The 13,616-nt window shown below is 60.8% G+C and carries 18 protein-coding genes; 5 read left to right on the plus strand and 13 right to left on the minus strand.

Annotation, left to right across the window (positions count from 1 at the left end; all coding sequences use genetic code 11):
- Nucleotides 1-91: 91 nt before the first annotated feature.
- The 5 genes from AC245Y_RS05240 to AC245Y_RS05260 all read right to left on the minus strand — a co-directional run bounded on the left by AC245Y_RS05240 (nt 92) and on the right by AC245Y_RS05260 (nt 4,461).
- Complete coding sequence (locus AC245Y_RS05240) at nt 92-1,141, minus strand: fatty acid desaturase (RefSeq protein ID WP_017993425.1); 1,050 nt, start codon at nt 1,139-1,141, stop codon at nt 92-94.
- A 297-nt stretch (nt 1,142-1,438) separates the two neighbouring features.
- Entirely contained in the window at nt 1,439-1,582 is a 144-nt protein-coding gene (locus tag AC245Y_RS05245; protein WP_003546677.1) for a hypothetical protein, read from the minus strand.
- A gap of 469 nt (nt 1,583-2,051) precedes the next feature.
- On the minus strand, nt 2,052-2,387 hold the full coding sequence (locus AC245Y_RS05250) for a hypothetical protein (RefSeq protein WP_012756679.1): 336 nt from the start codon (nt 2,385-2,387) through the stop codon (nt 2,052-2,054).
- Nucleotides 2,388-2,586: 199 nt separating this feature from the next.
- Entirely contained in the window at nt 2,587-2,964 is a 378-nt protein-coding gene (locus tag AC245Y_RS05255) for a hypothetical protein (protein WP_017993428.1), read from the minus strand.
- A gap of 96 nt (nt 2,965-3,060) precedes the next feature.
- Complete coding sequence (locus AC245Y_RS05260) at nt 3,061-4,461, minus strand: MFS transporter (RefSeq protein ID WP_017993429.1); 1,401 nt, start codon at nt 4,459-4,461, stop codon at nt 3,061-3,063.
- Between the two features lie 123 nt (nt 4,462-4,584).
- Here AC245Y_RS05260 and AC245Y_RS05265 point away from each other — a divergent pair, with 123 nt between their 5' ends.
- Nucleotides 4,585-5,547 carry a LysR family transcriptional regulator gene (locus AC245Y_RS05265; protein WP_017993430.1) on the plus strand — a complete coding sequence of 321 codons (963 nt, stop codon included), beginning with the start codon at nt 4,585-4,587 and terminating at the stop codon, nt 5,545-5,547.
- Nucleotides 5,548-5,554: 7 nt separating this feature from the next.
- Here the strand turns inward: AC245Y_RS05265 and AC245Y_RS05270 are convergent, their stop codons facing one another.
- The 6 genes from AC245Y_RS05270 to AC245Y_RS05295 form a co-directional block, all read right to left on the minus strand.
- Nucleotides 5,555-5,935, minus strand: coding sequence for a VOC family protein (locus tag AC245Y_RS05270; protein WP_012756683.1), 381 nt, complete (start codon nt 5,933-5,935; stop codon nt 5,555-5,557).
- A gap of 190 nt (nt 5,936-6,125) precedes the next feature.
- Entirely contained in the window at nt 6,126-6,968 is an 843-nt protein-coding gene (locus tag AC245Y_RS05275; RefSeq protein WP_017993431.1) for a transglutaminase-like domain-containing protein, read from the minus strand.
- A 27-nt stretch (nt 6,969-6,995) separates the two neighbouring features.
- Nucleotides 6,996-7,271 carry a DUF1488 family protein gene (locus tag AC245Y_RS05280; protein WP_012756685.1) on the minus strand — a complete coding sequence of 92 codons (276 nt, stop codon included), beginning with the start codon at nt 7,269-7,271 and terminating at the stop codon, nt 6,996-6,998.
- On the minus strand, nt 7,262-7,591 hold the full coding sequence (locus AC245Y_RS05285; protein ID WP_012756686.1) for a hypothetical protein: 330 nt from the start codon (nt 7,589-7,591) through the stop codon (nt 7,262-7,264). Before AC245Y_RS05285 ends, AC245Y_RS05280 begins: the two co-directional genes overlap by 10 nt.
- Nucleotides 7,588-7,923, minus strand: a complete 336-nt coding sequence (locus AC245Y_RS05290; protein ID WP_012756687.1) for a hypothetical protein — start codon at nt 7,921-7,923, stop codon at nt 7,588-7,590. The genes AC245Y_RS05285 and AC245Y_RS05290 overlap by 4 nt, the downstream gene beginning before the upstream one ends.
- Nucleotides 7,920-8,183, minus strand: coding sequence for a hypothetical protein (locus AC245Y_RS05295; protein ID WP_017993432.1), 264 nt, complete (start codon nt 8,181-8,183; stop codon nt 7,920-7,922). The genes AC245Y_RS05290 and AC245Y_RS05295 overlap by 4 nt, the downstream gene beginning before the upstream one ends.
- A gap of 512 nt (nt 8,184-8,695) precedes the next feature.
- On the opposite strand from AC245Y_RS05295, the gene AC245Y_RS05300 reads away from it, so the two are divergent.
- The 4 genes from AC245Y_RS05300 (at nt 8,696) to AC245Y_RS05315 (ending at nt 11,383) form a co-directional block, all read left to right on the plus strand.
- The gene (locus AC245Y_RS05300) at nt 8,696-9,013 is read left to right on the plus strand and encodes a co-chaperone GroES (RefSeq protein ID WP_017993433.1); all 318 of its coding nucleotides are present in this window, start codon (nt 8,696-8,698) and stop codon (nt 9,011-9,013) included.
- A gap of 49 nt (nt 9,014-9,062) precedes the next feature.
- Nucleotides 9,063-10,697 (plus strand): chaperonin GroEL, encoded by a 1,635-nt coding sequence (gene groL / locus AC245Y_RS05305; protein WP_017993434.1) that lies wholly within the window; start codon nt 9,063-9,065, stop codon nt 10,695-10,697.
- Nucleotides 10,698-10,763: 66 nt separating this feature from the next.
- Nucleotides 10,764-11,156 (plus strand): hypothetical protein, encoded by a 393-nt coding sequence (locus AC245Y_RS05310; protein WP_012756691.1) that lies wholly within the window; start codon nt 10,764-10,766, stop codon nt 11,154-11,156.
- Nucleotides 11,157-11,221: 65 nt separating this feature from the next.
- On the plus strand, nt 11,222-11,383 hold the full coding sequence (locus tag AC245Y_RS05315) for a hypothetical protein (protein ID WP_012756692.1): 162 nt from the start codon (nt 11,222-11,224) through the stop codon (nt 11,381-11,383).
- A gap of 103 nt (nt 11,384-11,486) precedes the next feature.
- Here the strand turns inward: AC245Y_RS05315 and AC245Y_RS05320 are convergent, their stop codons facing one another.
- Nucleotides 11,487-12,653 carry a Gfo/Idh/MocA family protein gene (locus AC245Y_RS05320; RefSeq protein WP_017993435.1) on the minus strand — a complete coding sequence of 389 codons (1,167 nt, stop codon included), beginning with the start codon at nt 12,651-12,653 and terminating at the stop codon, nt 11,487-11,489.
- Nucleotides 12,654-12,660: 7 nt separating this feature from the next.
- Nucleotides 12,661-13,584: a TIM barrel protein gene (locus tag AC245Y_RS05325; RefSeq protein ID WP_017993436.1), complete on the minus strand. Its 924-nt coding sequence runs from the start codon at nt 13,582-13,584 to the stop codon at nt 12,661-12,663.
- Between the last annotated feature and the right edge of the window lie 32 nt (nt 13,585-13,616).

Raw genomic sequence — 13,616 nt, forward strand, 5'->3', positions numbered from 1 at the left:
GGGAAACGGCTTTCCCTGGAATTGGATGCAGGCAAAAGGTTAGAGCGGCTCTGCGCTTCCGTGAAAGCTAAACCGCTCTAACGCCCCGTTATCATGCTGCGGCAAGCCGCGCCGCCTCGCGAAACGAGACCAGTCGCTTCGTCTGTTCGTCCCACAGCACCAGCTTGACGCAACGCAGGCTTTCCATGAGCGTGATGCGGCCCAGATCGGCAAGCTCAGGATGATCTCGCAGCACCTCCGGCAGCCGGTAGTAAGGCACCCGGCTCGACAGATGATGCACGTGGTGGATGCCGATATTGCCGGTGATCCACCGTAGCACTGGCGGCAGGTCGTAATGCGAGGCACCGTGGAGGGCCGCATGCTGGAACTGCCAGTCCGGCTCCTTCGACCAATGTGTTTCCTCGAATTGATGCTGGACGTAGAACAACCAGACGCCGGCAGCGCCTGCCAGAAGCACGGTCGGAAGATGCACCAGTAAAAAGGGGACGATCCCGACCGCCCAGATCAGCAGCGCGGCGACCACTGCGATGGCAAGATTGGTTGCCATGGTCGAGACCCAGGGCAGGGCGCCGGAGCGCATCATGCCGAAAGGCAGGCGCTGCTTGAAGAGGAACAGCCATGCCGGTCCGATCCCGAACATCACGATCGGGTGCCGGTAGAGCCGGTAGCCGAGCCGGCCCCAGCGCGACAGCGCGTTATATTCGGCGATCGTCAGCGTTTCGATGTCGCCAACGCCGCGTTCGTCAAGGTTTCCGGCCGAGGCGTGGTGCTCCGCATGCGCCCGGCGCCAATAGTCGTAGGGCGTCAGCGTCAGGATGCCGATCGTGCGTCCAACCCAGTCGTCGACGCGGCGACGGGCGAAAAACGAGCCGTGGCCGCAATCATGCTGGATCATGAACAGCCGGAGCAGGAAGGCGGCGGCGGGAAGGACGAGGATCAGGCCGGGCCAGAAGCTGTAGTGAACCGCTGCCCAGGCGGCAGCCCAGAACAGCGCGAAGGGGACGACGGTGACGACAAGCTCGAAAGCGCTGCGTCCGGCTCGTGGCTGGCGATATCCGGCAAGGATCTTCAACCAGCGCTTTTCAGCGAAAAGCTCGGCATTCCCCCGGGATCGCTCCGGGTTTTCGTCGGGCTCGCCCAAAGGGGCCACTTGGATTTCCTCGCACTCGCTGCGGCGCGCAGATTCGATCACAGAGTGACGCCGTGAAAGGCCGCGACGGCCGAAAGGCCGAGTGCAATCACTACGGCCGAGCGGATGAGGAAGAGCGGATAGTCGAAGTGGTACATTGTAAGAAGTGTGGTCATGGTTGCAGCAATTCCTGTTTTTCTGAAGACATGTCAATAGGTGATGATGTCACGCCGGCGCGTCCGCCAGGACGCGTTATCACTTGCGCTGTTAGGCGCAGCGAGGGCGAGAGCGGCGGCTCGATAAGAGGTTCTATTTCTTTGGAGCACTGCCCTGCGGGGCGGTTTTGGTCGCCGTCTTCATCTGATTGGCGAATGTGCTTTCCACCTTCGCTGCCTGCTTGTCCTTCTTCGGCTTCCGGACCTCGCGATTGCTTCTTACCTGTCCTTTTGCCATCGATAAAATCTCCCTTTAGATCGAAATTGAAAGCCGCAGCCTGCGTGGTATTAGCCCCGTTTGTCGGTCGCGATCGGAGATCGCGGGATCGTCATGAGGGGCAACCCGACAACACCGGGCCGCAGGGATGGAATGAAAATGATGCCTGCTGAAACCGCATCGCTGTCTGGAGGCGGATGACCGGAGAGGTCACCGAAAGCCAAACCCGACGTTGAGACGAGACGTCACCATGCTTTCGCGATCGGGAAAATGGCGGGGCCGGAAACCCGGTCACCGCTAACGCCGCATCGGCCAAATCAGCGAGCTTCCCTTATAGACTAAAATTGAGGTGCCATTAAGGCCGCCGCCGCAGGAAAGCCATATTTCCACAGGGCATAAAGCGCGCCGCGCAAAACTGCGCAGCGATTTTGCGATAGCGACACACGTAAAAACAGGACCTGATGCGCGAGCAACGAATCTTGCGAACGCCTTAGTCATTCACGGAAAACAGGCGGATCAACTTCGTTCTTTCCATCTCCGCTCGGCCTGATGTCGACATGATGCCGCGGTCCAAACAGAGTTCTATGTCCCGTCCGATATCGAGCGGCACCAGCATGCCGCCGGCCTTGAGCAGGCGGTCTGTCATCGACAGAAGCATATCCACTTTCGCCTGGCAGCCATCGACTTCCAGGAGCGCCACCCGGCGCTCCCTGTCGATGTCGGCAAGATCTCTAGCCTGTTGCCGTTGTTGGTAAGCCCCGAATTGCACCCATCCGAAATAACCGGCCGCTGCGACGCAGATACAAAGCAAGAGGGTTTTTCGCACAATATTCCTTCGGAGCCGGGCGGCTCGCTTGCCGCTAAAGCATGTCGCGCAAAAGTGTGAAGCGGTTTTGCGCCAACGGCATGCGTAAAACAAAGACCTAAAGCGCGAGGAGTGAATCTGAAAGATCGCGACGCGCTTTAGAACATTCAGTGAGAGCATGAGGTCGTCCGAAAACCGCTCACACTTTTCGCGTTATGCTCTAGCCAGCAGCGCGTCTTTCGCGGGGCAATCCCTGTATCGCATATCGGTTAAAGACGGGGGTTACCGGTTTCGGCGGCGTCTTCAGCTTGCCGAAATGGTGTTCGAGCGCTTGTGAGAGCATGGCCGGCGAGGTGACGCCCTCTTCGAACAGCCTGATCAACAGTATGGCCGCGACGTTGAAGACACGTTCGTTGCCGATCAGGATTTTGGCGTCGTAGCCGGCGTCGTCGAGCACGCCTTGCAGCATGTCGAGATCGGACGAAGTCAGATGCGACTTTTCGAAAGTGGAAGACATCGGTCCTCCTTTCATCGGGGCAAGGGTATAAAAACCCTCAGTCGGCAGCGCCCGTACACTGGCTGCCGAAGTTGCGACCATGCGCCTTTCACCCAGGCAACGCAACGGGATTCTTGCTGCAGATATCGCTCCGGTTCATGAGCAGCCCGCACCGGTCAGGGTGCGGGCCGATGACGGTTATTCCGCCGCCTGATAGCTGGGTCTCCGGGCGGCCGATGTCCGCGGACCGGCAGCGGCAAGCAGGGTAATCGCCACCGCAAGCAGCGCCACGAAGGCGATGCCGGCGACATAGGGGTTCCAGCCGAAATGCGGTGCGGCGCCGAAGACTGCCGAGGCGGCCGCAAGCACGATGCCGCCGCCGATCTGGAATGAGGCAAAGAGCAGTCCGGAGGCGAGTCCCGCCTTGTCATCCTCCACATCGGAAAGGGCCGCAACCTGCACCGAGGGGTAGGTCAGGGCGTAACCGAGGCCGAGCGGGATCTGCGAGAACAGCACGAGCAGGATCGGATCGACATGTCCAAATGCGGTCACCCAGAAGATGTAGCTGAAGGCCTGCAGACCGACCCCCACTGCCATCAGCCCGGTGGCGCCGCGATTTTGCGCAAGCGTCGCAAAGCGGGGCGCCAGGAACATCACGAAGACACCGCCAAGCGCAAAACAGAAGCCGGTGGTGAAGGCCGACCAGCCGAGGACGTTCTGATAATAGAGCGTCGCCAGGAACTGGAAGCCGACATAGGCGCCCTGGAAGAGGGCGGCAATCGCATTGGCATGCCGGAGCTTGGCCCGCCGGAACATGCCGAGCGGCACCATTGGATCGGCATGGCGCGCTTCGACCACGAGGAAGAGCAGGATCAGCGCCAGCGACGCGACGAGCGAACCCCAGGTCGCAAAAGCCTGCCAGCCGGCGGCCGCAGCATTGGTGATGCCGAAGACGAAGAGCAGCAGCCCAGGGGTGATCGTCAGCGCGCCGGCCCAGTCGAAGGCCGGCCGCGGTCCCGTCCTTTTCGGGTCGGCGGGCAGCACCAGTGGCGCAACAAAAAGCGTCAGGATGGCGACGGGCGCGCCCATGACCAATGTCGCCCGCCAGCTGATAATCGTCGCAGCACCACCGAGCACCATGCCGAGCACGAAGCCGGCGGCGCCGGTGGAGGAGAAGACCCCGAGCGCCTTTGCCCGTGCCGTTCCCTCGCCGAAGACGGAGAGCAGCAGCGCAAGCGCCGCGGGCGCGGTGAAGGCGGCGGCAATGCCCTTGACCAATCGGGCGGCGATCAGCGTCGGGCCGCTGTTGACGAAGCCGCCGGCGATGCTGGCGGCGGCAAAGATCGCCAGCGACCAGAGAAAGACGCGGCGATGGCCGAAGACATCGGCGACCCGGCCGCCGAGCAGCAGGAAGCCGCCATAGCCGAGCACATAGGCGCTGACGGCCCATTGCAACGAGGTCGCCTCCATGCCGAGTTCGGCCTGGATGGCGGGGAGCGCAACGCCGATGGTGGAGACGTCCATGGCGTCGAGGAAATTGGCGGCGCAGAGCAGCAGCAATGCCAGCCCCGCTCCGCTTCGCGATTTGGAAAGAGTCATCGAAATCGTTCCTTCTTTGCTGCCGCCTCATCGGGGGAGGTTGCCGGGCGGCAGGGAACGAGAAAATGTACAGCTTCCATTCCTATTGCAAATTGATAGTAGCCATGCCAGGTATTACTGACGATGATGAATGATGTCACCCTTCGCAAGATCGACCTCAATCTCCTGCTGGCCTTTTCGGTGCTGATGCAGGAGCGCAATGTCAGTCGCGCCGCCGAGCGCCTGCTGCTCGGTCAGCCAGGCCTGTCGGCCGCTTTGCGGCGCCTGCGCGAGGCGCTGGACGATGAACTATTCGTGCGTGTCGGGCGCGGCCTGCAACCGACGCCGCGCGCCCTTTCCATCGCCCCGGCGATCGAGGATGCGCTGTCGGGTATCGAGCGCGCCATCCGCCCGCAGGCCGAGTTCGATCCGGCAAGCTGGCAGGGCGAGTTCCGCATCGGCATGTGCGACAATCTCGAGTCGGCCTTCTTCGGCCCGCTTGCCGCGCGTCTCCTCCAGCTTTCACCCGGCGCCCGGCTGATCGGTATCGCTTCCGAAAAGCGCGATGCCGCACGCCGGCTGGATGAAGGCGTCTTCGATTTCAGCGTCGCGATGCACGACGAGCCCGCCTCCTGGCACATTCGCGCGCCGCTGTTCGACCAAGTCTCGATCTGCATCTACGATGAAGCTCAGCTCGGGCTGAAGGCGCCGTTGAGCCTCAAGGATTTCGCCAATGTCGCGCATGTCACCGTCTCGTTCGAAGGCAACACCTCGACCGGTATCGACATGGCGCTAAACCGCACCGGCGATGTGAGACAGGTAGTGGCGACCGTCCCGCGCTTTTCCGCTCTGCCGATGGTGCTGAAGGCGATGCCCGCCATTGCCACCGTGCCGGAATCGATCGGTCGCTGCATGGCGCAATTGCATGGGTTGATGCTTTGCGAGCCGCCGCTTTCGCTGCCGGCCGATCCCGTGACGATGCTTTATCGCCGAGTCGACCAGACGGACGGCCGGGCGCGCTGGTTCCGTCGCCTGTTCATCGATGTCGCCAATAAAGCGCTCGAAGCTTCCGGCTGCTGCGTATCCATTCCGAGAGCCGCTGCCTGACGGTCCGTTATAGCTCGCCTTTGTGGAAATAAGCTTCGAGGCGATAGCCGTCCGGGTCGATGATGAAGGCGGCGTAATAGAATTGCCCATAATCCGGCCGCACACCTGGTTCGCCGTTATCCGTGCCGCCGGATGCAACGGCCGCCGCGTGAAAGGCATCGACCGCGGCCTCATCAGGCGCGACGAAGCAGAAATGCAGCCCGGATCGCATGTCGGCAACAACGGGCTGTTCGACCTGCATCACCCAGAGCCCGACCCTTTCCGGGCCGTAGCCGATCATGGAGTCGGAGTTGGACAGGCGCTCATATCCGAGCGGCGTCAGCGCCGCATCGTAGAAACGGCGGGCTCTTGCGAGGTCTTTTACGCCGATGGAAATGTGATCGAACATGGACTGCCAACTCCCTATCTTCCGCTAACCCCGAAGGACTGCCCACACCCAAGATGGCTCGACGCCAACATCTTTCAACCGTTGTTCTAAGCATGTCGGACAAAAGTGTGTGGGACAGGCAGTCCTGCGACATCTGCCGCCTGCGGCAAAGCCTGCGGCTGGACATTGCCGCATCCGTTCAGGTCTCGTTCTAAACAGCTTCCTCGGCGACGTTTTGCATCTGCTGCACGTTCGTCACCTCATAGGTCCAAACGCGAAACGCTTTCAGCACATGCGGTCCGAAGGAATTGATGAGCGGGATGTCGGCGGCGTCGCGCCCGCGTGCGACGATGATACGACCGATCCGCGGCGTGTTGTTGCGCGGATCGAATGTATGCCAGGCACCGTCGAGGAAGACCTCGATCCAGGCGCTGAAGTCCATCGGATCGACGACCGGAATACCGATGTCGCCGAGATGGCCATTGATATATCGGGCAGGAATGTTGAGGCAACGGCACAGCGCTACCGCGAGATGCGCAAAGTCGCGACAGACGCCGACACGTTCGTGGAACGCCTCGAAGGCTGTCCGCGTCGATCGCGCCTGCATGTAATCGAATTGGATATGGCCGTGGACGAAGTCGCAGATCGCCTGAACGCGGCCCCAGCCGGGTGAGACGGTGCCGAACATATCCCATGCAATCTGGCTGAGACGATCCGTCTCGCAATAGCGGCTGCCCATCAGGTAGACGAGGCAATCATCCGGCAACTCCGAAACCGGGACTTCCCTGGCGCCTGGCAGCGACCTGTCCAGTTTGCCGTCGTCTTCGATCGTCGCATCGCCCCATATGGTCAGGTCGCCCGCTGGCGCAACCAGCCGAAGACAGCGGTTGCCGAAGAGATCGCGATAGGAAGAAGTGGGGACATCGGGCGTGGTGAAGACCGTTTCCGGAATTCTGATGTCGGCCGCGCGATCGTCATGAACCGACAGCAGACAGACCAATGCGGTCGGCTGCGAGCAGGTCAGCGTCATTTCATAGCCGTAACGGATCAACATGGAGCGTTCTCGCGCGTCCGGATCCGTCTAGCGGAAATCCGCCGCAGTTAGAGTATAGAAGGCGCGGCGGCGGTACGAATAGGCTTTGTGCGCCACATCCTGAATGGAGTTGCGCAGGGCGTCGAACGACGAAAGCCACCCGGTTTCCGAAGGCTCGGTTCTTTGCAATGCGGCGTCGGATTTCGCCAGCGCGCCAACCTCGACGAAAAACAACACCTGGAACATGCCGTCATGGCCGATGAAGCGCACTGCATTTCTCGCCGCATCGAAGCTGCGGCTTTGGTTCAGAAAGGCTAGCGCCATGGTTGAACCGGCGGGGTCTGGCGACCGCTCCGGGCGGCGTCCGACAGCCTCAGCCATTCCTTCCGGTATCCTATGTTGAGAAGATTGAAGGACATCATGTCTTCACCGGCCTCGGAACGGCTCTTGCCGATCATGCCATGGTCGGCGTGCACTGGAACGCTTGCAGAGACACGATAGACGGTCCACGAACGGGCAGATTCGATCCGGCGGTCATGTTCGACCTCCATCAAGTAGCGGCCCGACGCACCACATTTATTTTCCCATGTGCCGACGGCAACGGCATTCCGTCTGCGTTCGGCTTCGTCTTCATGACTGTTCACGATGTCAACCTTTCGTCATTCGGGCCGTGGCCATGGCCAAACGTCCTCTCGATCAGTGTTGCGCCGCTGCCGGCGGGCGATAGGTTTACCAGTTCCAGGCTATCTTCCGTCGCGACCCGCTCATGACGTTCATCGTCACTGTGGATACGGTATTGCAGCACATTTCCTCTCAGAGGCAGTGTGGCGGTAATGCGGTATGTGTCGGGAAGCTTGGAGGGAACGACCAAGAACCCGTCCTTCACTCGGACAGTCTGCCCCACCTTGAAGATATGCGTTGCTGCCTCGCGCCGGATTGAGCGTCCATTGCGTTGCGGGATGCGCGTAGCGGTCATGACGGTTTGTGGTCCTTTTCGATCGCGGTTTCGAGATCTGACAGGTGGATAGGCATCATCTGCTGCGTCGAACTCTGCGCAGCGATCGCCGGCAGGTGGATGAAGGCGCCGACCCGTCGCCAGGCAAGCCTGGAAAAGCTGTCGATCAATTCCTCGTCATAGTCGACGCGGTATTCTCCGGCTGGCTGCGCCCCGTCGAAACCGGGCAGACGGAATGGGGATGAAAAGCGGACGACGGTTTGTGTGGTACGACTGGTCACGGCTGAGGCCTCCGCAGGAATACACCGATGCGTTTCCTGTATCGTTGAGATCCGAACCGGACGAACTCGAGGCTGCCGGTACATCCGCGGTCAGCGCCAAGCTCATTCCGGATCGGAACAGGCGAACTCAACGCCGGAACGACGTCATGGATCGCTATCGAGAATTCAGTGGTGATGGCGGGTCGTAGGTCTCTGACACCGCGAAGCCAAGTCGGCCAAATCGACGAAGCCTATCATTGCGCCTCGATTGAGTTTAAATCAAGATAAATTCTGATTTATCTATGAAAAACGCCAAATTAACTCTTCGCTCACGAAAATAAAATGGAGCGCGATGGCGTAAAAAATTCTATTTATTTGCTGATCAATACAAAATATCCGGTCGGATTGATTTCCTGAATATCTCAAAAAAGTTCATGGGCGAATAATATTTCTTAGCACTCCTATCAATCGAGTGCCACGAGTGCTATTTATGAGTTGCAGCCGCCCTACGCGCCGGCAGCAGAAAGACCTCTATGAAATTCCGTTCACTTCACGACCGCGTCGTCATTCGACGTGCGGAAGGCGATGTCAAATCCAAGGGCGGGATCATCATTCCAGACACCGCCAAGGAGAAGCCGCAGCACGGCGAAGTGGTCGCAGTCGGCCCGGGCCTTCGCGACAAAAGCGGCAATCTGGTCCCGCTCGATGTCGAGATCGGTGATCTCATTCTGTTTGGAAAATGGTCGGGGACAGAGGTCACGATCGATGGCGAAACCCTTCTGATCATGAAGGAGACCGACATCATGGGCATCGTCGAAAAGACTGAAGCGGCTGCCGACAAAGCTGCCTGACCGTCGAATTTGTGACCAGCATCTCAAGACCGAACTGGGAAGAAATATCATGTCTGCCAAGGAAATCAGGTTCTCCACCGACGCGCGCGACCGCCTGCTGCGCGGCGTCGAATTGCTCAACAACGCCGTCAAGGTGACGCTTGGCCCGAAGGGTCGCAACGTTGTCATCGACAAGGCCTATGGCGCGCCGCGCATTACCAAGGACGGCGTTAGCGTCGCCAAGGAGATCGAGCTCGCGGACAAGTTCGAGAACATGGGCGCGCAAATGGTGCGTGAAGTGGCTTCGAAGACCAATGATCTTGCCGGCGACGGCACGACGACGGCAACCGTTCTCGCCGCCTCCATCTTCCGCGAAGGCGCCAAGCTCGTCGCTGCCGGCATGAACCCTATGGATCTCAGGCGCGGCATCGATCTCGGCGTTACCGCCGTCGTCAAGGAAATCAAGGCGCGGGCGATGAAGGTCAAATCGTCAGGTGAGATCGCCCAGGTCGGCACCATTGCCGCCAATGGCGACGCCGCCATCGGTGAGATGATCGCCAAGGCGATGGACAAGGTCGGCAATGAGGGCGTCATAACGGTCGAAGAGGCGCGAACCGCCGAGACCGAACTCGACGTCGTCGAGGGTATGCAGTTCGACCGCGGCTATCTCTCCCCCTATTTCGTCACCAATGCCGAGAAGATGCGCGTGGAACTGGAGGATCCCTATATCCTCGTTCACGAGAAGAAACTCGGCAGCCTGCAGGCGATGCTGCCGATCCTGGAAGCCGTCGTACAGACCGGCAAACCGCTTCTGCTCATCTCGGAGGACGTCGAAGGCGAGGCCTTGGCGACGCTTGTTGTCAACAAGCTGCGCGGCGGCCTGAAGGTCGCAGCCGTCAAGGCGCCGGGTTTCGGCGATCGCCGTAAGGCGATGCTCGAAGACATTGCCGTGCTGACCGCCGGCCAGATGATTTCCGAGGATCTCGGTATCAAGCTCGACAACGTCACGCTCGATATGCTCGGCCGCGCCAAGCGCGTGCTGATCGACAAGGAGAGCACCACGATCATCGACGGCTCCGGCGAGAAAGCGGCCATCCAGGCGCGCATCCAGCAGATCAAGGCGCAGATCGAGGAGACCACCTCCGATTACGATAAGGAAAAGCTGCAGGAGCGCCTGGCGAAACTCGCCGGCGGCGTCGCGGTCATCCGTGTCGGCGGCGCCACCGAGACGGAAGTCAAGGAAAAGAAGGACCGCATCGACGATGCACTGAACGCCACCCGTGCGGCGGTCGAAGAGGGCATCGTGCCCGGCGGCGGCGTGGCACTGTTGCGCGCCAAGTCGGCGCTGACGGGGCTGACCGGGGAGAACGCCGACGTGACGGCGGGCATCTCGATCGTGCTCAGGGCGCTCGAAGCCCCGATCCGGCAGATCGCCGACAATGCCGGGTTCGAGGGCTCCATCGTCGTTGGAAAACTCGCCGGCAGCAATAATCACAATCAGGGCTTCGACGCACAGACGGAGACCTATGTCGATATGATCGAGGCCGGCATCGTCGATCCCGCCAAGGTCGTGCGCACCGCTCTGCAGGACGCCGGCTCGATTGCGGCGCTGCTGATCACCGCCGAGGTGATGATCGCCGACATTCCCGCAAGAGACTCCGCCCCTGCAGCCGGAAATGGCGGCATGGGAGATATGGGATACTGAGAACAGCCTGAACTGTTCCGGCGTGGCCGGACGGCGCAACCCGAACAATAGACAGGGAGAATTCCAATGTCCGTGCAGAGCAGCAGCAAGACATCGATCACCCAGCGTTTCGAGAGTTACCAGCCATCCAAGACGCTTCTCGTCTGGGCCTGCGTCGTCACGGCGATCGCCACGATGATTATCGGCTTCAGCTGGGGAGGTTGGGTAACAGGCGGCACGTCAAGCAAAGCGGCAGTCGCCGCCGGCGACACCGCACGCGGAGAGCTGGCGTCGGCCATTTGTGTCGAGCGGTTCAATGCGGCGCCGGACGCGAGCGCTAAACTGATCGAGTTCAAGGCGATTACCGAAGGCTACAAGCAGCGGCAGTTCGTCGAGGCCGGCGGTTGGGCGACCATGCCTGGGCAGACTTCACCCGACAGCCGAAGTGTTCAAGCCTGCGCCACCGCGCTTGCCGTCTGACACCATTTTCAGAGCGCTCCGATATGTGTGCGGAGCGCTTCCACTCTCAAAGCAGGAAATGACCAATGATCCGTTTCGTGAAAAAGAGCGACCCGCAGCCACCCGCAGACGACAACCGCTTCCAGAAAATCCGCGAGGCAGCTGCCGACGAGCATAAGAAAGCCGCCAATGACAGCACGCCCCGCCGCGCGCCGCGGGCGCCGGAAGATGAAGACCCGCTTATCTGAGAGGGTATGGAAAGGCGTCCTTGAACAGGTCTCCAGCGCAGCTGTGTAAAGCCGGCATACGGCGCGATCTGAGAACAGGGACGCACCAGGGCCCCTTGAACACCTAGCGATAATCCAGCCAGATCCCGCCGGCATCGGCGGAACGCACGCAGTTTTCCACCCAGCGCACCCCTTCCAGTCCGGCATCGACATCGGGAAAGACCAGCTCTTCGATCCCCGCAGGGGCGAGGCCGCGCTCTCTGTTGATGGCGAAGCCGAAGCGGCGATAGAGGTTCGCCCAGGCTTCGAAGAGACCTTCCGGGTGGCCGCCGCCGATCCGGTCGTCGATCCTGGCCTCGGGATAGAGATAGTCCATGCCACGCTCGAGAATACGGGCCGGTTCGCCCTGGATCTCGTAGGAGAGCTGGTTCGGCCGCTCGTCCCACCATTCGATACTGGCCTTCGAGCCGACGATGCGGATCTTCTGGCCGTGCATGGAGCCGGCATTGACGGCGCTCGACCAGATGGTGGCGATCGCGCCATTATCATATTCCATCAGGGTCACCGCATTGTCTTCGAGCGGCGCTCGGCTTTTGACGAAGCTCTGGCGGGTGCAGAGGAGACGTCTGATCTTGAGGTGCGGCAGGATGACCTTGGCGATATAAAGCGGGTGGGTCCCGACATCGCCGAGGACATAGCTAGGACCTGCGAATTTCGGATCGACGCGCCACCGCGTCGAGGGGTTCTGTTCCTCCACCGCAGCACTATGGAAGCCATGGGCGAATTGCAGGTTGACGATGCGGATCTCGCCGAGATCGCCATTCCTGACCATGGCGCGCGCCTGCTCGATCATCTGATGGCCGGCATAACCATAGGTCACGCCGACGATCCGGCCGCGCGCCTGGGAAAGCGTTTTCAGTTCTTCGGCCTCGGCGATCGTGAAGCAGAGCGGCTTTTCGCAGATCACATGCAGATCATGTTCAAGTGCTGCCTTGCAGATCGCGAAATGGGTGTTGTTGGGTGTCGCGATCGACACGGCCTCGATGCCGTCGGCCCGCCGGGCCTCAGTCGCAAACATCGCCGCATAGTCCCGGTAGCTCCTGGCTTCGTCGAGCCCGAGATCGACGCCGAACGCGCGGCCGCGTTCCGGATCGATATCGAAGGCACCCGCCGCAAGGGCAAAGACGTCGTCGCGATGCGCTGCCGAGCGATGAATATAGCCGATCTGGCTGCCTCTGCCGCCGCCGACCATGCCCCAACGGATCGGCTTTCGCCTGTCATTCGTCATCATCTTTTCCCTAAAAACCAACCGACCGCAGGTAATCGCGGCTTTGCTTCACATCTTCGAGGCTGCCGGCGACATTCCTCGGATCACGCTCCTGCTCGACGGTGATGAAGCCGTGATAGCCGATCTCCTCGAGCGTTCGCTTGACGGCGGGATAATCGATGACGCCGCGGCCGATCGGGCACATCACGCCCTGTCCGCAGGCATCGAAGAAGCGGATCGTCTCGCCAAGCACACGATCGAAGACGGTCTGGTCGATGTCCTTGAAGTGGACGTAATCGAGCCTGTCGGCATAGCGGCGGAGCATCTCCACGGGATCCATGCCGGCATAATAGCTATGGCCGGTGTCGAGGCAGAAGCCGGCGATCTCCTGCGGAATGTCTCTTGCCACCCGCTCGATCTCATCGGCGAATTCGATATAGCCACCCGCATGCGGGTGGATGACGGCGCGCACGCCATATTTGCGCTGAGCGAGTTCAGCAATCGCCGTGATATTGGCGATCATCCCGGCCCAGGCCTTGTCATCGAGACGCGGCGCCCGATCGGAATGGCCGGCGGCATAGTCGCGCTCGTCGTGGCCCCAGTCCATCACTGTGAGATAGGGTGTCCTGAACCGCTGGCCTGCCACCTGATCCGGCTGCGGCAACTTGGTGATGACGGCGCAGATCTCATCCGTCTGCCGCAGCAATGTCTCCCGGTTTTCAGGAGAGACCAGATCGTCGAAGATCGTGCCGGCGACGATGAAGAGATTGCGCTCGGTGAGCGCCTTGGCGACGAGCGCATCATCGAGCGGCACGTAACCATAGGGGCCGAGTTCGAGGCCGCCATAGCCGGCCGCCGCCGCCTCGTCGAAGACGCGTTCCCAGGCGGGAAGGTTTGGATTGTTGACGTCGTCCACGCCCCAGCAGCAGGGGGCTGTCGTAATGGTGATGGTCACGGTTTTATTCCTGATAGTGGTGCCGGGGCGGA

The organism is Rhizobium sp. SRDI943 (assembly GCF_057653695.1).